This is a genomic window from Sphingobacterium sp. InxBP1 (genome assembly GCF_026191775.1).
Lineage (GTDB): Bacteria > Bacteroidota > Bacteroidia > Sphingobacteriales > Sphingobacteriaceae > Sphingobacterium > Sphingobacterium thalpophilum.
Genome location: NZ_JAINDX010000038.1, coordinates 180428 through 206813, shown reverse-complemented (window position 1 = coordinate 206813; position 26386 = coordinate 180428). Strand labels below are relative to the sequence as shown.

At 49.5% G+C, this 26386-nt stretch carries 16 protein-coding genes; 15 read left to right on the top strand and 1 reads right to left on the bottom strand.

The window, feature by feature from the left end; all coding sequences use genetic code 11:
* Positions 1-48: 48 nt before the first annotated feature.
* Positions 49-918 (bottom strand): SDR family NAD(P)-dependent oxidoreductase, encoded by an 870-nt coding sequence (locus tag K7A41_RS02645; RefSeq protein WP_265712492.1) that lies wholly within the window; start codon positions 916-918, stop codon positions 49-51.
* A gap of 190 nt (positions 919-1108) precedes the next feature.
* On the opposite strand from K7A41_RS02645, the gene K7A41_RS02640 reads away from it, so the two are divergent.
* The 15 genes from K7A41_RS02640 to K7A41_RS02570 all read left to right on the top strand — a co-directional run bounded on the left by K7A41_RS02640 (position 1109) and on the right by K7A41_RS02570 (position 26336).
* A complete protein-coding gene (locus K7A41_RS02640) occupies positions 1109-1660 on the top strand; it encodes a hypothetical protein (RefSeq protein WP_265712491.1) in 552 nt (183 codons plus the stop codon).
* 186 nt (positions 1661-1846) lie between these two features.
* Complete coding sequence (locus tag K7A41_RS02635; RefSeq protein ID WP_265712490.1) at positions 1847-2308, top strand: redoxin domain-containing protein; 462 nt, start codon at positions 1847-1849, stop codon at positions 2306-2308.
* Positions 2309-2310: 2 nt separating this feature from the next.
* A complete protein-coding gene (locus tag K7A41_RS02630; protein WP_028069762.1) occupies positions 2311-2826 on the top strand; it encodes a DsbA family protein in 516 nt (171 codons plus the stop codon).
* Between the two features lie 237 nt (positions 2827-3063).
* On the top strand, positions 3064-6342 hold the full coding sequence (locus K7A41_RS02625) for a SusC/RagA family TonB-linked outer membrane protein (RefSeq protein WP_265712489.1): 3279 nt from the start codon (positions 3064-3066) through the stop codon (positions 6340-6342).
* Positions 6343-6354: 12 nt separating this feature from the next.
* Complete coding sequence (locus tag K7A41_RS02620; protein ID WP_265712488.1) at positions 6355-8124, top strand: RagB/SusD family nutrient uptake outer membrane protein; 1770 nt, start codon at positions 6355-6357, stop codon at positions 8122-8124.
* 232 nt (positions 8125-8356) lie between these two features.
* On the top strand, positions 8357-10612 hold the full coding sequence (locus tag K7A41_RS02615; RefSeq protein ID WP_265712487.1) for a GH92 family glycosyl hydrolase: 2256 nt from the start codon (positions 8357-8359) through the stop codon (positions 10610-10612).
* 365 nt (positions 10613-10977) lie between these two features.
* Positions 10978-11559 carry an RNA polymerase sigma-70 factor gene (locus K7A41_RS02610; RefSeq protein WP_265712486.1) on the top strand — a complete coding sequence of 194 codons (582 nt, stop codon included), beginning with the start codon at positions 10978-10980 and terminating at the stop codon, positions 11557-11559.
* A gap of 97 nt (positions 11560-11656) precedes the next feature.
* Positions 11657-12883, top strand: a complete 1227-nt coding sequence (locus tag K7A41_RS02605) for a FecR family protein (RefSeq protein WP_265712485.1) — start codon at positions 11657-11659, stop codon at positions 12881-12883.
* A 130-nt stretch (positions 12884-13013) separates the two neighbouring features.
* Positions 13014-16523, top strand: a complete 3510-nt coding sequence (locus K7A41_RS02600) for a TonB-dependent receptor (protein ID WP_265712484.1) — start codon at positions 13014-13016, stop codon at positions 16521-16523.
* Between the two features lie 2 nt (positions 16524-16525).
* Positions 16526-18313: a DUF4397 domain-containing protein gene (locus K7A41_RS02595; RefSeq protein ID WP_265712483.1), complete on the top strand. Its 1788-nt coding sequence runs from the start codon at positions 16526-16528 to the stop codon at positions 18311-18313.
* A gap of 7 nt (positions 18314-18320) precedes the next feature.
* Positions 18321-19562: a hypothetical protein gene (locus K7A41_RS02590; protein ID WP_265712482.1), complete on the top strand. Its 1242-nt coding sequence runs from the start codon at positions 18321-18323 to the stop codon at positions 19560-19562.
* A gap of 14 nt (positions 19563-19576) precedes the next feature.
* Positions 19577-20725 carry a fasciclin domain-containing protein gene (locus K7A41_RS02585; RefSeq protein ID WP_265712481.1) on the top strand — a complete coding sequence of 383 codons (1149 nt, stop codon included), beginning with the start codon at positions 19577-19579 and terminating at the stop codon, positions 20723-20725.
* Positions 20722-22002 carry a fasciclin domain-containing protein gene (locus tag K7A41_RS02580; RefSeq protein ID WP_265712480.1) on the top strand — a complete coding sequence of 427 codons (1281 nt, stop codon included), beginning with the start codon at positions 20722-20724 and terminating at the stop codon, positions 22000-22002. Before K7A41_RS02585 ends, K7A41_RS02580 begins: the two co-directional genes overlap by 4 nt.
* Positions 22003-22032: 30 nt before the next feature.
* On the top strand, positions 22033-23016 hold the full coding sequence (locus K7A41_RS02575) for a fasciclin domain-containing protein (RefSeq protein WP_265712479.1): 984 nt from the start codon (positions 22033-22035) through the stop codon (positions 23014-23016).
* Between the two features lie 44 nt (positions 23017-23060).
* Positions 23061-26336, top strand: coding sequence for a TonB-dependent receptor (locus K7A41_RS02570; protein WP_265712478.1), 3276 nt, complete (start codon positions 23061-23063; stop codon positions 26334-26336).
* Positions 26337-26386 lie beyond the last annotated feature (50 nt).

Here is a 26386-nt window from a genome sequence, read left to right as displayed (position 1 = left end):
GTTTTTACCGATTAGTAAGAGTGCATTAGCTGGCAGCCATAGGAGAGATCAATAACCTGTGGATACCGTATAGGATTTCCACTTCTCGACCTCATCGGCCATCAGGCTGATTTTCTTTTTGGCCATGTCATAGGCATCGGCACCCATCATAAAATGTACCGGCGGCTGTTCCAGCTTGCTGAGCTCGATGAGGACAGTGGCCGCTTTTTGCGGATCGTTGCTCTGGTTGCCGTTGATCTCCTGCAGATGTGTTGCTTCGGACTGTCTGGCGGTGACATAAGCCTCAATAGGCTGTGCCGGGGTCTGGATGGAGCCCGAACGCAGGAAGTCTGTCCTAAAATATCCGGGGTACACCAAGGTGGTGTGCACGCCAAATGGAGCCATCTCTTCTGCCAGTGCTTCTGTGAATCCGGCAACGGCAAACTTGGTCGCGCAGTACACGCCAAAAGCGGGGAAGTTGCCGGCAAAGCCGCCGATCGAGGCGATGTTAAAGATATGTCCCGACTGCTGCTGACGGAGCTGCGGGGCGATGTGGCGGATGGCATTGAGCGATCCGAAGACATTGACGTCAAAGTTGCGCCGCGCCTCCGCATCGCTGAGCTCTTCGATGGCTCCGATCTGTCCATAGCCGGCATTGTTGACCAGTACATCGATCCGTCCGAAATAATCGATAGCCGAAGATACGGCGCCTGCGACAGCTGCATCGTCGGTGAGATTGACTTCGAGCGGCAGGAAGTTGGGGTGATCGCCCACAGCATCGCTTAATGCCTGCCGCGTGCGGGAGGTCGCTACCACCTGATAACCCTGATTCAGAAGTTCTTTGACGAGGTATAGTCCCAGCCCTTTGGAGGCTCCGGTGACAAACCATACTTTTTGTGTTTCCATAACTGTTTTCTTTAAAATATTGTGTTGATACAAAAGTGATGATTTGCCCAAATGCGGATGTAGTCAGATCAACGGATCTCGTAGCAAAATCGTGGATTTGATGTTTTTTAACGATAATTGTACGTGTGAAGAGCAATCCCTATTTCGGGTTCCCACATATGCAATGCTGGAGTGTGCAGAAATAGGGTTCGTTGGGTGTAAATGAATCAACTAAACAAAAAATATGGAAAATCAAGGCGCCTCGGTTGTCATAACGCATCACATTCTGGATGACAGACAACATGAATATGATGAATGGCTGGCAGAAATTGTTCCGCTTACCAAACATGCAGCGGGATTTATCGATCTGCAGGTCATTAGACCTATTCCCAAGCTGACCTTTGTCTACACGGTGATCATTAGATTCGATACCGTGGACAATCTAAAAACTTGGATGGAGTCGGATACCCGCAAAAGAATGATCGAAAAGGCCTCTCCTTTATTCCGTCAGAATGATCGTTATCAAATCAGATCCGGTCTCGAATTCCTTTTTGAAACGCCGGAACCGACCGGTAGGGTGCCGCGCCGCTGGAAACAATACCTGGTGACCTGGTCGGCCATTTACCCGCTCTCATTGCTTATGCCCTTGCTCCTGCTACCTCTCTTTCGTGAGCTGCATATTCCGCAAAATCGCCTTTTGGATGGATTACTGATTTCGGGGAGCATCGTTTTTCTAATGGTCTACCTGGTCATGCCCAATTATACCAGGGTGATACGGAGATGGTTAAACAAGTAACGGTCCTTAGGGCGGACTGTTTCTGAGGTGGAATTGTCCGTGGCTGAGGTGCAAGGTATTGAAACGATCGTCAAGTAAATAAAACAATTTTTACTCGACAAGACTTTGTTTTATGGAACGGGGCCAATGGAGATCAGTAGGATCACCTGTGGCTCTGGAGAATGGTTGAACTTTAAATACCTTAGTATGTTACAAAAAAACGACGTGGCGCCGGATTTTACCTTGTACGCGACCCCCGATCAGAAAATCAAACTGTCTGAGTTTAAGGGAAAGAATGTTGTCCTTGCCTTTTATCCTGCCGACTGGAGTCCGGTCTGTAGCGATCAGATGGCCTTATATAATGAAATGCTCAAATATTTTAAGAAATATGATGCTGAAATTCTGGGTATTTCTGTAGACAGCAAATGGTGCCACCTGGCCTTTGCACAGTCCCGCAATCTGCATTTTCCATTGCTGGCCGATTTTGAGGAAAAGGGCGCGGTAGCCAAAAAATACGGTGTCTATGACGAGGAAGAAGGGGAATGCAAACGGGCCCTGTTTGTGATCGACAAGGAAGGGGTGATCCAATGGAGTTACTTGTCACCGACCGCGGTAAATCCCGGTGCCGATGGTATTATAGAAGCGTTAGAAAACCTTAAATCAAATTAATTATGGCACTCAGACCAAAGGTCAGCAATGCTGACCATTCGCAGGGAAATCAACAAGCTGATCTCACGATTGTCGAATATGGGGATTACCAATGCCCGCATTGTGCTGCTGCGCATGGTGTTTTGAAGCCGATGATGGCTGAGCTGGGGGAGCAGATCCGTTTTGTATTCCGTAATTTTCCACTCTCAGAAATGCATCCATATGCCCGTCCTGCGGCGCGTGCGGCCGAAGCGGCCAGCAGGCAGGGGAAATTTTGGGAAATGCACGATAGGATATATGAACATCAGGATGCGCTGAGCACCCGTCTCCTGTCCGACCTCGCTGAGCAGCTGGGGGTGGATATGGAAAAATTCAGGTCCGACCTGGAGGACGAGGGAATCGAGGAAAAGATCGATGCCGATTTTGAAAGCGGTATGATGAGCGGGGTGAATGGGACGCCGACCTTTTTCGTCAATGGTCAAAAGTTCGATGGGGGCGCCGAAGATCTTGTGCGGATGCTCAACGAAAACCGGATCTAATAGGGTTCGGTACGCTGCTGAAGAAAGGCCCAAATCCCAGTGTGGTCTGCCTATAATAATGACCGTGTTTTTTAAAATTTTGCTTCCCGAAGATTAAATTAGGGTTAAGTACACGTTGCTGGTTAGGGTTTCTTTTGGTTTCGTATGGTTATTAATTAAATATTTCTTAACATTACGGTAAATTATGAACCAAAGGAAAGCATCATCTTTGATGCTAAATTCTAAACCAGACTAAAAATGCAGAAAACACTACTAATCAGTATGGCATTGGGTCTCTCTTACCCAACATGGGCGAATGTAGAGCGTGATCATGTCAAATTGACTAAAGAGACGCAAACTATTGCAGCTCAGTCTACCGTGAAAGGGGTGGTCAAAGACAACAACGGAGCAGCCATGCCCGGGGTTACCATCACAAACCTTTCGACAGGAAAAACAACATCGACTGATGCGTCCGGGCAGTTTAGCTTACCGGCCAATGCCGGACAGAAGCTGAAGCTGACGCTGGTCGGTTATAGCGAAAAGATTGTCACCGTCTCAGGCAATCAGCTCGATATTGTGATGGAGTCCAAGGATACCGAGCTGGAGGAAGTGGTGGTGGTGGGTTATGGTACGCAAAAGAAAGTGAACTTGACAGGAGCCGTGGACCAGGTCGGGTCGGAAGTATTCGAAGGACGTGTGCTGGGCAACGCCAGCCAAATGCTGCAGGGCGTGATCCCCAACTTAAACATCACTCCGGCCGATGGTAAACCCAATCGGGCGCCGAGCTTCAACATCCGTGGTACTACTTCAATCGGGCAGGGTGGAAGTGCGCTCGTATTGATCGATGGTGTAGAGGGCGATCCGGCTTCGATCAATCCCAATGATATCGAAACCGTGACCACACTCAAAGATGCTGCTGCATCGGCTATCTACGGTTCGCGCGGAACCTTTGGCGTGGTGCTCATCACGACCAAACGAGCCAAAGCAGGCAAAACATCCATTAACTATTCGGGAAATGGCTCGTTTCAGAAGCCCATTACCTTACCCAAGTTTGTTACGGATGGTTATGAATATGCGTCACATTTCTTTGAGGCATACAATGCCTGGAATAACTACTCGTCGATCCCAAGCAAGCTAAACAAGACGCAGATCTTTACGATGGATTGGCTCAATGAGTTCAAAAGACGCAAAGAGCAGGGCATCACAGAAGAAGTAACCGTAGATGACAAGGGGAATTATGTATATTATGGAAATGAAGACTACTACGGGGCGCTGATCAAAGACCATACCTTTGTACAGGACCACAACCTCTCCGTGAATGGAAATTCAGAAAAGTTTGATTACTACATTTCTGGCCGTGCCTACGATTACAAGGGGCTGTACCGCTATAACACGGACAAATATAAGATTTACAATACACGTGCAAAGGCCGGTGTGCAGGTCAACGAATGGCTGCGCATAAGCAACAACATTGATTACAACTATTCGAAATATCGCGATCCGGTTACCGCAGGCGAAGGCGGTAACATTTGGCGGAACATTGCGGACGAGGGACACCCATCTTCGCCTATCTTCAATCCCGATGGTTCGCTCAGCTTTTCTGCCGCCTATACGGTAGGTGATTTTATCTATGGTAAAAACCGGGTAGAGACGGAAAACCGCGATCTTCGCAATACCACCTCCTTTGAAACTAAGTTTCTGAACAATACCCTGCGCATCAAGGGGGACCTGACGTTCAGAAACCGCGATCTGAACTCCGTGCGCGTACGGGTGCCTGTACCCTATAGTACGCAGGAAGGCAAAACGCTGAAACTGGAAACGGATCTCAACAACAATATCTATCAGGTTGACCAGAAGTGGAAATACTTGTTTGGAAATATCTATGGCGAATACGAAAAGACAGTGGGTGACCACTACTTCAAGGGTTTGCTGGGATACAACTATGAACAGCGTAGCATCAGCGGGACGTACATCAACAAAATAGGCCTGCTGACGGAGGATGTGGACAACATCAACCTGGCACTAGGACAGAATACGACGGCGACGGCCGAGTATAACAAATACCGTACGGCCGGAATCTTTGTGCGGGCCAATTATATTTTTAAAGACCGCTATCTCTTTGAATTCAACGGTCGGTACGATGGCTCATCCCGTTTTCCGGTAGATCAGCAATGGGCGTTTTTCCCTTCTGCTTCCGCCGGATGGAGGGTCTCTGAGGAACCATTTTTTAACGTGGATAAGCGCATTATTTCAGACCTTAAATTCCGTGCTTCCTATGGCTCTCTGGGTAACGGTGTGGTGGATCCGTATTCGTTTATGGATTTGTACGATATACGTATCATGGATCGCCTCCTCAACGGACAGAAGCCTTCCTATACTTCTGTGCCCAAGGTAATTCCGAATAATCTGACCTGGGAAACGGCCAGGACAGCCAATTTCGGGGTCGACTTTTCATCTTTAAACGGCAAATTGACCTTTACAGGTGATATCTATCAGCGCAAGACCTTGAACATGTATACACTCAGTGTGGAGCTGCCGGATATTTTTGGAGCCGCCTCCCCAAAGGGTAACTATGCAGACATGACAACCAAAGGATTTGAGTTGAGCATTGCCTATAAAGACAGGTTTGATCTGAACAGCTCCCCATTCAACTGGTCCGTGAAAGCTACATTGGCCGATTACCGATCGACGATAGACCGCTATGAAAACAAGGCTGGACTGTTGCAAAATGACCGCTATCAGCAAGATCGCTATTATGAAGGCCAGCGCTTGGGTGAGATCTGGGGTTATGTAACGCAGGGCTTGTTCCAAAACCAGGCTGAAATCGACGGGGCACCGACACAGAAAGTAATCAGATCTTCCAACTCCGGCAAAATATACCCTGGAGATGTACGCTTTGCTGATCTCAACGGTGACGGTGTCATCGACTATGGAAGCAACACCATCTATGACCATGGTGACAAGACCATTATCGGGAATTACGAACCGCGGTATATCTATGGCTTCAATATCAATATGGACTGGAAGAATATCTATTTCTCGACATTCTTTCAGGGTGTCGGCCGACAGCATTGGTACCCGAGCAACGAATCTATCTTTTGGGGACAGTATAACCGGCCATACAATAATCTGCCGGAGTGGCACCTCAACAATTATTGGACTGAGGATAATCCAAACGCATACCTGCCCCGGTATGCAGGTTACAACGAGTCCCTCAAGACGACTCCGCAAACCCGCTATCTGCAGAATATTGCCTATATCCGCATGAAAAATATCCAGATCGGATATAACTTCCCGGCAGCGGTTACATCCAAACTCAAGATCAGTAGCTTGCGTGCGGGCATATCGGGCGAAAATCTTTGGACCTGGTCGCCTTTGTATAAACGCACGAGAGATCTGGATGTCGGAAACCTGGCCAAATCGGACCCGGACGTAAACAGTACCATGCGCCTGGATGCAACAAGCGGCAACAGTGGCGACGGATTTAACTATCCTGTCATGAAGAGCATCAGTTTTAACTTATCCATCGGATTATAACAATAGTGAGAAATGAAAAGAATCTTTTTTATACCTATCATAGCACTTTTATTGAGTTCTTGTGAACTGAATGAGCTGCCAAAAGCTTCGGCAACGGAAGAGGATATCTTCGGTACGGAAAATGGGCTACGCAACTACAGCAACTCCTTCTACCGTAATATTACCTCCAGGAGCGACGCCTTTAAGGGGGATGCGATGGCCGACTATTCGGCTGTCAATAGCCTGAATGACTTTATGGTGCAGGGCGCTTATTCCCCGGAGGTCAGTTCTGGCTGGGATTTTGCCGCCCTACGCAATATCAACCAGATGATCGTCAAATGCACGAGTCCCAACCTGAGTGATGCGGTCAAAAATAACTACATCGGTATCGCCCGCTTTTTCAGGGCCTGGTTTTATTACGATAAAGTGGTGCGTTTTGGGGATGTGCCTTGGGTGGACCACCCGTTAGCGGTGGATGAAACAGATATTCTCATGGCACCGAAGGATTCCCGTGAAGTGGTCATGAAGCATATCATGGAAGACCTGGATTTTGCTTACGCGAATATTACAGATGATGGTGGCGATGGTACCTTGGTCAATAAATGGACTGCATTGGGCCTGAAAACACGTGCGGCCCTTTTTGAGGGAACATTTAGGAAATATCACAACCTCAACCTGGCCACAAAACCTGATGAGTTTTTTAGAATGGCAGTCGACGCAGGCAAGATCCTGATGCAGCAAGGGCCTTATAGGCTGAATATAGGCAGTGATCCAAAGCTGTCGCAGCGCCAGCTGTTTACCAGCAATCAGCTCGTCAAGCAGGAAGTGATGTTTGGTCTCGCCTTCAGCAAGGAGCAGGCCTTGATGAACGACGCCAACTGGTGGTGGACATCGGCAACCTACGGACCAAGACTAAGCCTGGTACGCCCCTTTATCAATAGCATTCTTAATCTGGACGGGACGCCGTACACGGATCGGCCAAACTACATGACTGAAGAATTTTATGAGGAGTGCCAGAATCGCGACTATCGCCTTGCGCAGTTGATCCGTACACCGGGCTATAAGCGTGGCGGTGCGGCAGCGCCACCCAACTTCGCAAGTTATACATACACGGGATACCAGCCTATTAAATATACACTGGATGATCCTTACTATGATAATGGAGCCTATAATATCAATGCGGTGCCACTGATGCGCTATGCCGAAATTCTGCTCAACTATGCGGAGGCAAGCCGGGAATTAGGGCAATTTAACGCAACTGACTGGGCTAATACCATCGGCGCATTGCGTGCACGCGCTGGTATTACCGCAGGGATCAATACCTTGCCGACAAAGGTGGATAGCTACCTCAAAAATACCTTCTTCCCGGATATCAATGATCCGGTACTGTTGGAAATACGTCGGGAAAGACAGGTCGAACTGGCACTGGAAGGTTTCCGTTTCAACGATCTGAAACGCTGGAAATTGGGACCATTGATGGCGACGATGCCGTGGACGGGAATCTATGTTCCTGCCCGGGAGCAGCTTATGGACCTGGACCGTGACGGTACACCTGACGTGATATTTTATGACGGAAAGAAAAAGCCTGAAGATGTTTCGGCACCCAAGGGTGTAGCGAAAGTTGCGATCGGCGGTAGTGACAAAAACTTCCAGACAATGACCGCAGATAACCACCTGGAATGGTACAAGGCCGTGCCGAGGTCCTGGGACAATAACAATAAACAGTACCTCTATCCCATACCGGCGACAGCGATTGTCAAAAACCCCAACCTGAAACAGAATCCGGGATGGGAGAAAAAATAACTAGGCTGCTTTAACTGCCTAGAATTGCAATAAGGGGCCCGGCGGAGTCGGACCCCTTACTTATTTGTACCACCACTGCCAAGAGGTTTGCGAAGACCGCAGCCCCGATCCCAAGTTTTTTAATCCGGTCTATAAGTTCAACGCGAATCTGCCGTGTTTTTTGTGTAAAAACGCTAACTTAGAGACGAAACTAGGGTTTTGTCAAATACCATTGATTACTAAATTCATGATCATGCCAAAAAACAATATCAAATCAGGAACGCAGACATGGCGGCGCGCATTCTGCTGTTGCGCTTTTCTTTTAATTGCTTTGCTAAAAGGTTTTTCTCAATCGAAAGTGACCAAAGACTATGTCGACTACGTCAATCCGTATATGGGAAATATCAGTCATCTGCTGGTGCCGACTTATCCGACGGTGCACCTGCCCAACAGCATGCTGCGCGTCTACCCCGAGCGTGGTGACTTTACTTCAGACCGCCTCAATGGCCTGCCGTTGGTCGTCACAAGTCACCGTGGGTCGTCGGCGTTCAACCTCAGCCCGATGCAGCAGCTACCTGCTCAGCTGAACCCGGTGCAGCGGTACAGCTACGATCAGGAGCAAATTACACCATATCGCTACTCGGTGTTATTGGATCAGGAAGATATCCAGGTCGACTATGCGGTAGCACATCAGTCCGCAATATATGTGTTTACGTTTGCAGGCAAGGGCACCAAATACTTACAGTTCAACTCCCGCAGTGGCGAACTGCAATGGGATGGCCGGGGCCTCTCGGGGGTACAGGACATCGGCAACGGCACGCGCGTCTATATGTATGCGGTACCCGAAGATAAGGCAATCGCGGTGAAGCGTCTGCAGGAGGGGAAGCTACAGCCTGCTACCGAAGCGAAGGGGCGCAATGCCTGTCTCCTGCTGCAATTTGACGGGCCGAACACCTCGCTCAGGATGAAATATGGTATATCGTTTATCGATGCGGCGCAGGCCAAAGCGAACCTCGAGCGGGAAATTGCCGATTTCGATCTGGACAAAGTGGCGCACAACGGACGTCAGGAATGGAACCGTGCACTGGGTAAAATTGCCGTCGAAGGCGAAAATGAATCGGACAAACAGGTGTTTTATACCTCTCTGTACCGGACTTACGAGCGGCCGGTCAACATCTCGGAGGATGGCCGGTATTTCAGTGCTTTTGATGGCAAGATCCATCAGGACGGAGGCCGGCCATTCTTTACGGACGACTGGATCTGGGATTCTTACCGCGCCCATCATCCGCTGCGTGTCCTAATGGATCCGGAAGCCGAATCGAATATCCTGCATTCCTTTGTGCGGATGTCCGAACAGATGGACAGACCTTGGCTGCCGACGTTCCCGGAGATCACGGGCGACAGCCGCCGGATGAACTCCAATCACGGAGTGGCGACCTTATTGGATGCCTACCGCAAGGGCATCCGTGGTTTCGATGTGCAAAAAGCTTACTTGGCCGCAAAGGGAGCGATCACTGAGAAAACCCTGGCGCCTTGGTCGGATAAGCCGGCCGGAAAAATGGACCAGTTTTTTAAAGAAAAGGGCTATATCCCCGCGTTGCATCCGGGTGAAAAGGAAATCTATCCGGAGGTGCATGGCTTTGAACGCCGGCAGCCGGTGGCAGTCACACTCGGCACTTCCTACGACTTATGGTGCCTGGCACAGCTGGCCAATGAACTGGGCATAAAAGACGATTATGAGCTCTTCATGAAGCAGTCCTTCAACTATAGGAATCTCTTTAACGAGCAGACTAAATTTTTCCATCCCAAAGATGAAAAAGGCAATTTTATCATGCCTTTTGACTACGTATTTTCAGGTGGCCAGGGTGCCCGTGAATATTACGGCGAGAATAATGCCTGGATATACCGCTGGGATGTACAGCACAACATCCCGGACCTGATAAAGTTGATGGGGGGCAATCAGCTGTTTGTACAGTACCTGGACGACATGTTCCAGCAGCCGCTAGGCCGTTCTAAATTTGATTTTTATGCGCAGCTCCCGGACCATACGGGCAACGTCGGCCAGTTTTCGATGGCCAATGAACCTGCACTGCATATTCCTTATCTGTATAATTATGCTGGCCAGCCCTGGATGACGCAAAAGCGCATTCATAAGCTGATCGGCGAGTGGTTCAGAAACGACCTGATGGGGGTACCCGGTGACGAGGACGGCGGCGGCATGTCGGCTTTTGTCGTTTTCTCGCAGATGGGCTTTTACCCCGTCACCCCCGGTCTGGCTTCCTACAGCATCGGTTCGCCCTTTTTCCGGAAGACACGCATCAGCCTGCCCAACGGTAAATCCTTTGTGATCAGCGCCAGGAATGCTTCGGCAAAAAATAAATACATACAGTCCGCCACACTTAATGGCAAGGTGCTGGACAAGCCTCAGCTGGATCATAACGACATCCTCAATGGTGGCACGCTAGAGTTTGTCATGGGTGACAAGGCCAATAAAAATTGGGGGAACTGATACTCCTGTATATCAAAACCAGAAAAGCCGCTGCTCCTATCAGCGGCTTTTTTGATGCTCCGACACGACACTCATGAATTGGTCGGAAGGAAAGACGAGATACAGCGCCTGAACACCAGTTTATGGGATAAAGCCGCCAGCGCAACCCGATACGCCCAGTGGCTGCACTTAACAGAAACATAATACTAAACACACACTGCCCACATATTTCTTTATGAATTTAGTGCCGTCAGCAGGATGTCCCTGCGGTACGCTGACCCTGGCATGGCCGGCGCAGAAGTATCACAATAGCTTGCTGCTATGATATGGGGGATATCCCTTGCTGGGAAGCCGACAGATAGCGACAATCGAAAACTTGACCAAGAGTGAATTATACAAACGCATCAGACCGGGAATTATTGGAAAGCTGTTGTCTGCACGATGACCTGAAAGCTTATAACGAACTTGTGGCCCGTTATTCCCCCAAGCTGTATATGACCTGTCAATTGTATCTAAACGACAGCTTCCTCGCCGAAGAGATTGCGCTGGATATCCTGTTTTGGCTCTGGAAAAAACGTCGTGAGTTTAGCATACCGGATAATCTGGGGGCATACCTTCACCGTGCTGCACGCAATGCGGTGATCAGCCAATTGCGGAGGCAGCGCCGTAGTATTGTCGAAACAGTCGCGGATTTCAGTGAAACAGCTGTCGGCGAAGAGCGTATGGCGGACTATGCGATAAGCTGCCGGGAGGGTGAAGAACAGTACCGGAAACTTCTTTCGGGACTTAGCCCACAGCGTAAGGAAGTATTTGTGATGAGCCGCGAACAGGGCTTTAGCTACAAGGAAATTGCCCAAAAGACCAACTTGTCCATCAACACAGTAGAGAATTATATCGCCGCTGCGCTTAAGCACTTTCGCAAGGGCCTGGTGTCCATTGTAGTGGTAGCGCTAATCCTGTTTTATTAAATTTTATCCCTTATTATCAGTGTTTTATAGTTTTTTTTAGCGTACCGTAGGTGGTGGTGCTGTGTTGTTGCGCCTTTATAGTTGAAGAAGCAAAAAAATGGACGAACAACTGATCACCAATGAGCTGCTGAAGCGATACCTGCAAGGAAAATGTTCTGCTGCTGAACAGCAGCTCGTCACTGATTTTCTGGACAATCCTGACAATGTGGCTCGGCTGCACAGGATCATGAGCGAAGAGACCGCTGTCCTCTGGGATCTGCCGGCGCAAGCAACACTGCACAACGAGCAGATTGCGCATTGGCAGCATCGCCTGCACGAAAGAATGGTACGCGAACAATGTGCGCCAAAGGCTAAAGAAGAGCAATCCGTACATACGCCTGCCATTTTTAAAATGCCTCCGTTAAGATATACTGCCGCAGCGCTGCTGCTTGTCGGGCTGGCTGGACTGCTGTGGTTGCTGACCCAGCAGGGAGAAGGGGGCGCGCAAGGAATGGCGCAACAGGAAAATAGTATGCCAGGGACAGATAGGGCCATTTTACAGTTGTCCGATGGTTCGACGATATCACTCTCGGACGCAGCCAATGGCAAACTGGTGGATGAGGCCGGTGTCAGCATACGGAAAACTGCTGCTGGCGAGATCATCTATACCGCCGCTGGAAAGACGGCCTCTGCCAGGTCTTTCAATAGCATCCGCACACCCAATGGGGGACAGTATCGGATCACGCTGCCGGATGGAAGCCGGGCTTTGCTCAATGCGGCTTCATCGCTGACCTATCCAGTTGAATTCGAGAAAAATGAACGGCGGGTAAAAATGACCGGTGAAGTCTATTTTGAAATCGCCAAAGTCAGCAACGACAGCAAACAGCGTGTACCCTTTTTTGTGGAGACCGATAAACAGGTGATCGAAGTGCTGGGAACCACCTTCAATGTCAACGCTTATGCCAATGAACCTTATGACTGTACAACCTTGGTGGAGGGAAGTGTGCGGCTGCTGGCTACAGGCAGTGGAAAGTCCGAGTTGCTAAAACCGGGACAGCAGGCAATGGTGGGGGCAGCTATGCAGCTCTCGACAGCAGACATGCAACAAAATCTCGCTTGGGTGAACGGCTATTTTGTGTTTCGCCGGGAGGAGCTGGGCAGCATCCTGCGTAAAATTGCCCGCTGGTATGACGTTACGGTAGAATGTCCACCGGAATTAAGCTCCATGAAATTTACAGGAAAGGTGTCCCGTAGCCAGTCCCTGGATGCGGTGGTGGAAATGATCAGCTCGATCAATAAAGTGAAGCTGGACATCAAAGAAAGGAGGATTATCGTGAAGCAATAAGTACCCAACCGACTGGCAATAACAAAAAATAAGCGGCGATGCGACCAACATCACCGCCTAAAAATAGCTAAAGTCAGTAAAAAAGATGTGTCGTCAATTTTAACATTTACTATAACTACAAGACAAAAGTATGAATTTTCATCAAGTCATGCGTGTTATGAAAATCACCATGGTATTATTAACCTGTGTACTAGCACATTTAAGTGCAGCTACATTTGGTCAGCGCCTCACTATTTTTAAAGAAAAGGTCCTTTTGGCTGATCTGATGGAACAGATCAGCACACAGACCGGATATGATTTTTTTTATGACGCAGCGCTATTTGATCATGCGCCCCGCATCAGCATCAAAGTGGTGAACGCCCCGCTGGAGCAGGTACTGGAGCGCTGTTTTGAAAAGCTGCCTTTTACCTATACGGTCAAAAATAGAATTGTCACCATTCGCCATACGGGGACCGAAAATCCGGAAGGGAAAAAGACAGTCCGTGGATCCCAGACTGTGACCATTCGGGGACGTGTGCTCGATGCGGATACGGGACAGCCGTTGCCCGGCATATCGGTGACCGTCAAAAACGACCGGAATTCAACCTCCACAGATGCTTACGGACATTTCTCTATCGTAGTCCCCGGGCAGCAGGCGGTACTCGTATTTACCTCGCTGGGATATCAGCGCATAGAGCTTGGTGTCACAGCGGCGCAGTCCGATATCACTGTACGGCTAAAGTCCCTGGCCACCGCATTGCAGGAGGTGGAGGTCACTGTACAGGCCCGTAAACGGGCTAACACGGAAGCTTCGGTACTGGAAGAACGTCGCAAAGCGTCTATCGTGCAGGATGCTATTTCCGCCCAGCTGATCGAACGGACGGGAAGTATCACCACAGCGCAGGCCCTCCAACGTGTCACTGGGGTCACGATCACAGATGATAAATATGTAGCTGTGCGCGGATTGGGCGACCGGTCGGTGATCGGCCAGCTGAATGGTGTGCGCCTGGCGTCCTCAGATCCCGACCGGAGCGCTATACCCCTGGATCTGGTACCGGCCTCTTTGTTGGACAATATCACCGTCTATAAGACCGTAACACCGGATAAGCCCGCCGATGCAGCCTCGGGTATCGTTGAACTGAAAACCAAATCCGTACCGGAGAAGATGACATTTGAAGTCATTGCGCAGACTGGTTTAAATTCGAACATTGGCATTGGAGGCCGTTATAACAGCTTTTGGAATAGCGATATGGGTATATTGGGCACAGCCATCAACAAGAAAGACTTGTCGCAGGACTTTCTGAGTCTCTCCAGACAATACCCCAATGGCCTAAGTTCGATTCAGCAACTGATCGCCTCCAGTAATTATAGCCCGGAAGTGCGTCAGGAAGTCAGCCGCATCAACGGGATCATGCAGGGCTTTGATCCAGTCCTGACCACACAAACCAGAAGGGCTCCGCTGAACCAGTTGTATTCGGCCACGTTCGGCAACAGCTATACCCTGTTTGATACACATAAGCTTGGTGTTATCCTGGGAGGTAACTATTACCGTCGCACAAGCAATATCTATGACGGAGATCTCACGCAGTATAGCATCTATCAGGGTGTCGTGACAGGAAGCCCTTACATTTATAGCCAGCGTAAGATTCCAAATTTTACCACCACAAATAACCTTGTGATGGGGAAATATCAGACTTACAGGGAAAATACGGGCGTGGAAACGCTCAATTATGGCGTGTTAGGCGGTCTGACCTATCGCTTTAACCCCAGGCATGAAGTCAGCTTCCAGTACCTGGGCAGCTGGGGCGGTGAGAATACGGCGACCAACCTCCGCGGCGGCTATTACTACGCGGGCTTGCCGGGCGAGGTGAACAGTACGACCTATTCGCTCAAACAGACCTTCCGAAGCTTGCACACATTCAACCTACAGGGCGAACACAAGTTTTTGAAAAGCGCTTATTCTCCACGGCTGAGTTATAACCTCGCTTCTTCGCAATCCAACCAGAACGATCCGGATTACCGCTTTGTCAATCTGGTGGATTACAAACCGCGAAACGGAGGCACGATTGCCCGACCCAGTATTGGACACCTACCGAATAGCGGCACTATCGAGTATGTATATACCGAACGTTATTATGCGCTGAGTTCAGGATACGTCAATGGTTTTGGCCCTTATGGCATTATCCAGGCTGATCCAAATGGACGGCGCTGGCGGAATCTGGATGAAACCAATTATAATTATAAGGCGGATCTGGCCGTCCCGTTTCAATTATTGGGCCATAAACAGGAGTTTAAAACAGGTTTCAACTACCTGAACCGGGAACGTAAATTTGGTGAAAATGTGCTGTTTCTACCAGGATCCAATTTTACTGGATATGGATCCTATGGCCCCGGCAGGTTCTCCTCCATTCCGCTATACGATGTCGAAGGTAACCTGGACCGCCTGGTCAGCAACGAGGTCGTGGGCCTGCGTATACCTACAGGTGCTGTCGGTGAGGGCGATTTTCCGGTAGGAGGCTTCCTGTACAACATTCAGAAATCACCTAACAATTATACCGGATTTTACGAAACCAATGCATTTTACGGTATGCTGGACTTAAAGCTGACGGACGAACTGCGGATCGCCGGCGGATTGCGTTTTGAGAATACCAATATTCAATCATCGGTGGATACGGCGAATGTATATCTCGACCCTTCGCTGACCGCGGCAAATGCGGATGGGACGGTAAACCTCAATCCGCAGAATCCCAACTCGGCTTACAAACAGGGGTACAAACCGTACTATTCGGCCAATGTGACCTACAGCCTCAACGATCATATGAATTTTAGGGTGGCGTTCAATACAACGCTGGCGCGGCCCGAACTGCGCGAAATTACCAATGTCTACGAGTTTGATGCCTTTCAGATGGGGCTGGTCGTCGGCAACCGGAACCTAAAAAATCAGTCGACCAAAAATTTGGATTTTCGCTGGGAATGGTTCCCCAACAGCGGCGAGGTCATTGCTGTATCGGCTTTTGGAAAAGAGATCAACGATCAGCTGGTGAAGGTATTCAGCCTGCAGACGCAAGGACTGGCAGCGACCTTTCCGGAGTTTCCGGTGATTCAGTTTCAAAACGATCCCAATCGCGGCCGTGTGTATGGGATCGAGCTGGAGCTGGTTAAAAACCTCGGCACGTTCTGGGAGCCGGCACACGATTTCTTTTTAGGCTCCAACCTGCTGCTTGCACAGAGCAATATCAGGAAGACACCCGAACGACAGGCTGCAAACTGGTCCATTGACCGGAACGCCCCGACCAATAGCCCACTTTTTGAACAGGCTCCTTATAGTGTCAATGCCTGGCTGAATTATAACAACAAAACATGGGGAACCGATATCACGGCGACCTATAATACGGTAGGTGAAAGATTGGTGCAGATTAATCTTACCGGCGAACCGGATCTCTACACCAGGCCATTTTCCATGCTGGACCTGGTATTCAGCCAAAAGCTCAACAAAAGGCTCCTGTTTAAAGGCTACGCCAAGAATATTCTCAATCCGGCGATCAAAACCGTCTATGCCAATCCGAATACAGGGGGTAAATGGTATGGCCGTGAATACCTCAACCGCAGTTATAAACGCGGAACAGAAATTATGTTTGGTTTTACCTATAACATTTTATAAGTATGAAACAGCAAGAAAGAAGGAAGCATGCACGCCCCAAAGGCATGGGATGGCTATCCATGCAGCAGTGTCTATTGCTGCTGCTCAGCATTTTTGCACTCTCCTGCAAACGGGAAAATTTAGATTATACCTTTGATTATAGGGCTAACCCAGAAGCAGACAAAGCATCCAATGTACGTTTGATCAATTTGTCCGAGAATACACAGCTGATTGCCAACGGTGATAGTCTGACCAATTTCTTTGTGCCGCCGCAGCGTCCCGGATATATTCCGCCGGAAGAGCTGACGCCGCCCGGAACCCGTTATTTTCCAAAGGACGGGCGCTTGGGGCAAAGCTGGGCGGTGCCGCAGCACCTGTTCCAGACCGACGGAACAATCGATTTTAGGGCCACATTCGTACAGATACCCAACCGGATCATAGTCTCGCATGAAGTGGATTTTACTGTCCGCGAAGCCTACGATACGCCGAAAGACTACTACCTGCTGATCAATCACGAACAACGGGTGCAGCAGCCTGATAAGCTGGTGGAAGTTCCGCGAAGCGTGACTGCGCCGACACGACCGGATCATTTTAAAATCCGCATCATCAATTTCGCGAAGAAATTGATGCCTTCAAGCTCCATGGAAGATATCACCGGAGCGATCACGTTGGCTTATGCGGATGGAACGCCTGTTAGCAAGACCACAAGTACCATTGCAGGCGACACCTGGTCAGATTATGTTGAACTGCCTTATGGTACGTATCAGTTTAAAGTGCTGACGGCGGATGGCCGGCAGATCCCGGCAGTGGGACATACGTACTACAATTATATTGACCGTTTCAATTCGACCATGGAGATGGGAGGGGCAACATTCAGCCGGATGTCGTCGGGGCTGACCTACGCGCCGATACAGACCTTTCAGCCGGGCGGCATTTACACGATTGTCGTGCATCCCAAGGAATTTACATGGAATACTGGAATTGATGATATCCGTGAGCTGCAAAATGGGTTCCAGATCATCGCCGATAGCCCCGAACCGATCAACCGCAGTTATGCACAGATACAGGTGGCCAATACCATCCCGGGACAACAGGCTGTATTGGAAGCTAAAGGCCAGAAAACAGGAGCGACAGCTTATGGAGCAGCATCGGATTATCTACGGGTAGTGGCCGGTGCGCAACAGGTTGTAATAGCGACAACCTCCGGACAAGCCCTGGCCAAAGCCGATGTGGAACTACAGGCCGGACAAAATTATACGGCATGGCTTTACCAAACGGCGGACAAAAAAATGAGCATTTTATTAGCTGCCAATAATCTGGCTGGCACAGCTTATACGGGCAAAGAGGGCAATGGTAACAATGCCAGCATAGACCGGATTCGCTCCAGTTACATGTTTAACTTTCGTTTTCTGAATTTCTGTGAGCAACTGCCGTTTGCAACCTTCACGAATGGAGAGGGGCGACCTTTCGGTACGCAGGTGATGGACAGCGGTATTAATGTCGCGCCGGCCGTCTTAAATACCCTGCAACCTTATACCTCCTTGCTATACACCGCTTCAAATGACGCTGGGGGGCCGTATCAGTTTATGGCCTACAGTTCAGATCCAACACGTATTCCCGGCGACTGGCTGGAACAGATTCAGCCACTGTCCAGCACGCAGCTTGTTGCCAATCCGGCGCTTTATACAGCCGTGGGCCGCAAAGTTCCGCTGCACGAACCGGGTGTATATTCGATCGCACTTATCGGCGATCTGAAAAGCAATGCCGCAGCTGACAAAGCCAGGTTTATGGTCGTAAAACATACAAAATAGCATTTTTATGAAATACAAGATTTTCAAGAGCCTTCTTGTTGTGGCCTACGCATCAATTTTTGCTGCCGTCATTGCAAGCTGTACAAAAACAGAATACCGTACGGTTGACAATCCGGCCTATATCCGGGTGTTCAATAACTTGACCTATACCATTACATTGGATAATAAAGAAGAGGCACAGCCCTTTTTCTGTATGTTCATCGATCCCGAATTTGACGCAACAGGTAAACCCATCGGTGGATTGACGGTAAGCGATTTTCTGGACAAAAGGAATATTTATGCTGCTCCCAATGCTGCCCATGCAGGGCTCAGCACCTCCCGCTTCAATCCGGAATATCCGGGTAAGGAGCTGGTTCCGACAGCACCGATATTGAACGGTTTTGATTTGACCAACTGGGCACAGGTGCCGGCAGGCAGACGTCGTTTTTTATTTATGACACGGCCGATCAGTAATGTCCCTTTCTCGAAGCTGCCGGATGAACAGCAACGTAAGGTTTTTCTCGACACCATTATTGATCTTTCCTCCCGTGAGGTGTATACCCTGCATGTGCTGCAGAAGGATTTCAAAACAAAGGAAAATGGCCTCTATGTACGGCAGGAAACGTTCCATAAACAGGCCTTTTCGGATACCTTGACTTATGTCAATTTCTACAACCTGAGCGCGAAAGGTTTTCAGCAGGCCGAACTGGATCTGAAACTGCCGGTGCCGCTTACATCACGTTCGCTGCGTTATGGGCTGCGTGACACGATGAATATTTTCATTACCCATATTCAGCCCAGTGTGAATGCAGCAGGAGCGACCGTGCAGCAGCGGATTCCAAATTTTAGCTTTCAATATGCCGGACAGATGCTGCGCAACGTTGATGTACCGAAAGTGAGCCCCTACTACAGCTTTCCGATCTTTCTACAGGAGAAAAATAAAGTTTATGCGAATACCTGGCAATATATCCAGTTTTTTGCACCGCCCATCGATCCGCGTACTTCCGGATCCTATCTCGAACCTCCATCGGTACCGATCGGCCTGCAGGAACCGGCGGTCAAAGATGGAACCTTTGGCTATATCCTAATGGATCATGCACAGTATGCACCGACGTATTATCTCAACACCTTTTTTCCGGGACTGACGGTCAACGTCCATTCTGGCAAAGACAATCCCCGGACATTTGGTGTGGTCAGCAGTATTGAGATCGTTAACGGCAATGCATTTTTAACCACGGTACAACGTACCTATCCGCAACCCATTTATTAATTATGACACCAGATATGCTAACCATAAATAAGCGAAAAACAGTCCGGCTCAAGGTTCATTGCCCGGGGTGGGCTGGAGCGAAAGCCATGCGGCTGCTGGCTTTGCTACTGAGCGTGCTTTGTTTTAGTGCATGCAACAATAAAGATCTTGATCTGTATGTCGAGAGTGACAACTATAGTAATGTTGCAGATTTTATTGGCAACAACTATAACCTCAGCTTGTTTTATGCGGCATTAAAACAGGCTGATTTATTGGATCTATTGAAGCAGGAAGGACCATATACACTGTTTGCACCCAATAATAAAGCATTCAACGACCTGGGCATTGTCCGCGCCAGTGACTTTGCGGAGATGAACCGGGATAGCCTAAGGCAGTCCCTGCTCTATCATATCCTGCCCCGGAGGCTGTATACAGGGGATGTTCCCGTCAACACCATCGATAATAAGTATATCAACATGGTGGATAAAGAATTGTTTATTGGCTATAAATACCAAAAGGTCTGTACAGAATGTCTGCTAACTTCGGATTTATATGTCAACGGTTCTAAATCCGTTGCAACTACACAGAATATCGTGCTGGCCAATGGCGTACTGCATATGGTGGACAAGGTCCTAAAATACCATAGGACGGTGCAGGATATTTTAACCGCAGATCCAGCTTATAGCCTCTTTGTTGCTTTCCTCAAGCGTACAGGTGACTGGGACCGCCTGGCGCAACCGGCCTTTACAACGGTTTTCGCTCCCGATAATGCAGCGTTTGAAAAAGCGGGCATTACAGCCAGCGATATCGCTGATTTGGATCCCGGTCAGTATGGCAAACGCCTGTCGCGCGTGTATCTGCTGTATAATCACTTCTTTCTTTCGGACATGAGTATTTACGGGCAGCTACCTGGATCTGGCTATTATGGAAGTCCATTTTATCGTGCCCGGATTGTAGGGGATGAACTCTACTATTTTGGCATTTCCGCCAGTACACCGATGGAACCATTTATCATTCACAGCCAGGCACCTAATCCCAACGGTCCGATCCGGATCAGCAATTTTCAGCCTCCTTACCGGACAGATCACAAAGCTGACAACGGAATTGTGCACGGTATCACGAGCCTGCTGGTATTGCCGGAAGAAGCGCTAATCAAGGAAGAAACCCATACAGATCAACGATGAAAAATAAGCTAAATCTACTTATAATAGGTGTACTATACAGTATATCGGCATTGCTTGCCGCCTGTCATAAAACCGAATTTATGCCCGAACCCGTTGGCGAACAGATCCCAGCTCCTACATACCCCGGGCTGCTGGAAGGACTGCCTGCGGAGGCAAGCCTGTTTAAAACGATGTGGCAAAAGGCCGAAATGGACGCTATACTAGCCTCTGAGCAGCCTCGTGTCAAACTGACTTTCTTGGTCCCCAGCAATGGCGCGCTCGAAAGCGCTGGATATACCGCTGCAAAAATACAGCAGCTGACCAAGGACTCTTTGCAGCAGGTGTTGCGCTATCATGTGCTCAACGGTGCAGTCAGCTCCCAGCAGCTCGCTCTGGCGGGGGGTGATCTGACGTTTTTTACCTTATTGAAGCATCCTAAATTCCTGGACGGCGAGCCCCGCGAGAGCTCATTGGTCAGGACGGTCCCTTATACCTATCGGCAGCAACTAAATATGGACCAGTCAGATCTGATTGCCGATGGGAAGAAAATCAAAATCGTGAAGGAGCTACCCGTCGCACAGGGACATGCTTTTGTCATTGAAAAAGTCCTCAACGTACCACAGCAGCAGATGTATGATTTTTTGGTAAAGGACGGCCGCTTTACCCTATATCTAAAAGCCATGGCGCTTAACAATATCGAATATGCCAATGATTTTATGATGAACATGTATCCGAGCTTTGCGGTGCCAATACGCTTTATGCTAGACTGGAACTATTATTTTGAAGGTACTTTTCACCATAGTGCGCAGCGGCCAAGGCATATCATCCATTGCACCTTGTTTGCGCCGACCGACGAAGCTTTTCACCGTGTGGGCATCTATACGGAGGCGGATCTGCGCGAACTGAATGGGAGAATTGAAACGCCGATCTATTACGAACAAAACCAGACGACACCGGTAGATAGCCTGCTAAAGTATCAGTATATCGGCAACGCAAGTATGGATATAGGCTATAACGAAGATTATTCCATGTTTGCGCTGGACGTGCAGATAAGCCGTTTTTCTAACAATCCGACCATTTTCTCGCCGATGATGGACGATCGTAAACTAGCTGATTTCAAGGATATCGGACACCGTTTTTACCGCTCAGGCAGCCGCATACAGGTCGGTCATGAGCACAGCAAGGTACCGCCGGTGGATATCACTGAAGAAAATATCAATACTGTCCAGGGACCGGTCCATGTGGTGGACAGGATCATAGTGCCGGAAGATTTCAGCATGTGGCATAAGAAAAAATAGACGCGAATAGATTAAACGATCAGAAAAACAATGAAATCACTACACTATCTATATGTTATCCTCTTTGGATTGGCCCTGGCAAGCTGTTCGAAAGATCCGGAGAATACCGGTACGGTGCCAGAGAAAAATACCCTAAACGATGTGGTTCGGGACAATTTTGGACTGACCTATCTCGCGACCGCGCTGTATAAGAGCGGTCTAAACAGAACGTTGACGCGGGAAGGCACCTATACCTTGCTTGCGCCCTCCGATGATGCTTACCGGGCAGCCGGTTATCTGAATCCGGCTGCCCTATATGCCGAGCCGGCAGGTAAGCTCGCCGAGCAGGGGAATTACCATATCCTGAAGAGCCCCGTACTGTTTACGGGGAAGGACTTAAAAATGAATCAGGAGGAAGAAACACTATTGGGTACCAAAATCTATTGGAGCCGTGTACTGCGGGGTAAGGATACTTTGACGACCATCAATGGCGGACGGCTCCTGCAGGCTGATATCACAGCGTCCAACGGTGTGATGCAGGTCCTGGACCGGTTGCTGGCACCCAACCTGCACGGCAACCTCAAGCAAGCATTGGCGGCGGAGGCTGATCTCAGCCTGTTTTATCAGGCCTTAAAGACCGCTGGACTATTGGAATCGCTGGGTGGTACCACAAGTTATACGGTATTTGCCCTGACCAATACGGCAATTAAGCAACTGGGGTACGCAGATCTGGAAGCAATAGAGAAGGCCGATGCCGCTGAACTGCGAAAATTGCTGAGTTATCATATTGCCAAGCAGCGCAAGTTTGCACAAGATTACTTCCTGCTGACGCCCGATGGGACAACAACCTATACCGAAACCATGTTGAACGAAAAGACGATCACGATCAACTTGCTTGGTCAGTATAATGTACCCAATAGTTTTACCGGGATTACGCTTCAGGGCCCCGGCAATTCCTGGCCGCTCACGCCCGTGCGTACGGATGTGCTTGCTGGAAACGGAGTCATTCATGTGATTGGCGGGGCGCTCCAATAAGTGGACAGGCACGCAATTAAAAGGTGAATATAAAAACGGTTTAGATGAAAACAATTAACAATACACTATATCGTTGGGTAGTGGTGCTTGCCGCGTTATTTTTGCTGCAGCTGCAACCAACAGACAGTCGGGCCCAGGAGACATCGGGGGCGCTGACGGGCCGGGTGCTGGACGGAGCAAAAGCGGCCGTACCGGGTGCATCCATCGAAGCGGTACATACGCCTTCGGGAACGAAATATACGCTGTCAGCTGATAAAGACGGGCGTTTTACGATCAATAATATGCGGATCGGTGGCCCATATCGTGTCAGCGCCACGGCTGTCGGCCTACAGTCGGACGTCCGGAATGATATTTTCATCCGTCTGGGGGGAGCACAGGAACTAGAACTCCAGCTGCTCGCTGCTACGCAACAGATCGGAGAGGTGCTGGTCAGCGCCCGTGCACGGGGTCAGCGCGCCGACACTTTCGGGGCGGGGCAGAATATTTCGGCCGGACAGATCCGTAATATGCCGACGGTATCGCGTTCGATTACGGATGTCACACGGCTGACGCCGCAGGGAAGCCGCGACAACAGTTTCGGAGGAACCAACTTCCGGTACAACAACGTCACGGTGGACGGGGCGATCAACAACGACGCTATCGGTTTCTCTCCCTCGTTGGGTGGGCAGACGGGTACCTCGGGCATGGCGGGAAGTTCGACACGTACCAATCCAATCTCGATCGATGCAATCCAGGACATACAGGTATATCTTGCGCCCTATGATGTCAAGATCGGTAATTTTACAGGTGGATCGGTGAATGCGGTAACCCGTTCGGGGACGAATAAAGTGGAAGGATCCGTATATGGCTTTGGACGTAATGCAACACTGACGGGAAAAGACCGCGTAGGGACACTGGGAAAGATGAACAGCGACTTCTACGATTACCAGTCCGGTTTTCGAATCGGTTTTCCGCTCATTAAAAATAAGTTGTTTTTCTTTACCAACGAGGAAGTAACCCGCCGGCAGGATCCGACGCAGCTCGTAGTCGGTACGGCAGAGACGGCCCAGATATTGAGTGTGGCGGATGCTGAAAAGATAGCTGCTACAGTCAGGGACCGCTATGGTAGTGTATTCGATGCTGGCACTGCCGGCAGCTATACCAACTGGAGCAAGTCGGTCAAGTTCTTTAACCGTGTGGACTGGAATATCAATGACAGGCACCAGCTCGCTGTCCGGAACAACAGCATCCGCAGTTCGGCCACGCATATGGACCGTGATCAGCAGGATTTTCGCTTTTCCAGCATGGCTTTTAAGCAGACTAACAACCAGAGCAGCACCGTGGCAGAACTGAAAAGCCGCTTTTCAAATACGCTGTCTGCCAATGCCGTCATAGGCTATACCGTCGTCAACGACCGCCGTGATCCACTGTCTGATCCGACTCTGCCGCAGGTGCAGATCCAGGGCCGTACCCCCGGAACGACGATTTACATCGGTACAGACCGCGAAGCGAGCATTTTTGACATGCGGCAGCGTACCTGGGAATTTACGGCCAATCTCACCTGGAATACCGGCAGGCATAAACTGCTGCTGGGTACACACAATGAACTGTACAGCATCCGTTATGGTTTTGTCAACAGCTGGAATGGGCGCGTCGACTACAACAGCATCGAGGATTTTGTCAGCAATAAGCCCTACAGGGTGCGCGGTAGCTATAACTATGTTGACAACACCCGCGGTTATATCCTGGCACATCCCGCAGCAGACTTTAACATCAATATGTATGGTCTGTATGTTCAGGATGAAATCCGTGTACACGACCGCCTGCGTATAACGCCGGGTCTGCGCGCTGATCTGGCGAGCCTGCCGGAGATGCCGCAGCTGAGCGAAAAGGTGAAGAACATCCTCTCCGATCCCAATTTTGGGACGAGCTATCAGTATACCCCACTTAACCGTTTGCGCAATGATTTTATGAACCGTGTGCAGCTGTCGCCGCGGGTGGGATTCCGCTGGGAGGTAACGGAGGACCGTAGGCTGGTTATGCGCGGTGGCGCTGGGCTGTTTACGGGGAGGATCCCTTTCGCCTGGCTAGCTTATGCGTATTACAATACCGGAAACAGTTACGGCGCTTTTGACCAACGGGCAGATCAGAAACCTTTTGCGCCGGGCAGCGATGCGATACGTCCAAGTGAACGTGGGCTGGCGGATTTCATCGCCCAAAATGGTGCTGTTGTCAATGATCCGAACAGTGGAAAGACACAGGTGGATCTGGTCGACAATGGTTTTACATTGCCACAGGTGCTCCGTGGAAGCCTAGGAATGGACTATGAGGCAGCTGGTGACTGGAAGTTTACCGTTGAGGGTATCTACACCAAGAATATCAGTGATGTGCTGTTCCAGCAGCTCAATACTCCTGACAATCCACATTGGTACGGTTATGACCGGGAGCATAAACAGCCGGTATACAGTGGTACGGTGGATAACCGTTTTTCAAATATTTATTTGCTGAGCAATACCAGCCAGGGATATAAATACAGTATTACGGGAACAGTGGTAAAGAAATATAAAACTTTGAATGCGAGTGTGAGCTACACCTACGGAATGTCAAAAGATCTCTCCAATGGGGTCCGAAACTCCATGGAATCGAACTGGCAGCTCAACCAGTCGCTGGTACCCAACAATCCGGGGCTGGCCTATAGCAATTTTGATATCCGGCATCGCATCATCGCGAGCGTGGGGTATGAAAAGCCGTGGCAACGTGCGGGACGCAGCTATGTGACACTGTTCTTTTCGGCGCAGTCGGGTTCGCCCTTTACGTATGGTATTGTGAATAACAGTATTCAGGGACTGCCGCAGCAAGTGTCGCTGGTGTATATACCGACGGTGGAGGAAGCTATTCATTATTTTAAAGATATTGCCGGAGGACAGACGGCGGCGGAGCAGGCTACTGCATTCAATACATTTATTGATGCAAACGCCTATTTGCATGGACGTCGGGGTAATTTTACCGAGCGGAATAAGGCGCGCACTCCATGGAACGTGCAGGCTGACCTGCGTCTGGCGCACGAGCTCCCAGTCAATAAACAAGGGCATGTGCTGACATTTTCGGCAGACTTGGTGAACCTGACCAATCTGCTGTACAAAAAATGGGGGCGACAGTACTTTTCACCGAATACGTTTAACTCGACAAGTTCGGTAGGTTTGACGCCAGGTCTGTTTCCTCCACAGCAAAATCAAGGAAACTGGCCTGTATTTGAGTTCCGGGATCCGGGGACTCCTTATAGTATAGATTATTTTAATTCGCGTGCTCAGGTGCAGCTGGGCTTGCGGTATTCATTTTAATCCTCAGAAAATAAGATGGACACCCTTGCCGCTTGAGATGTCAGGGGTGT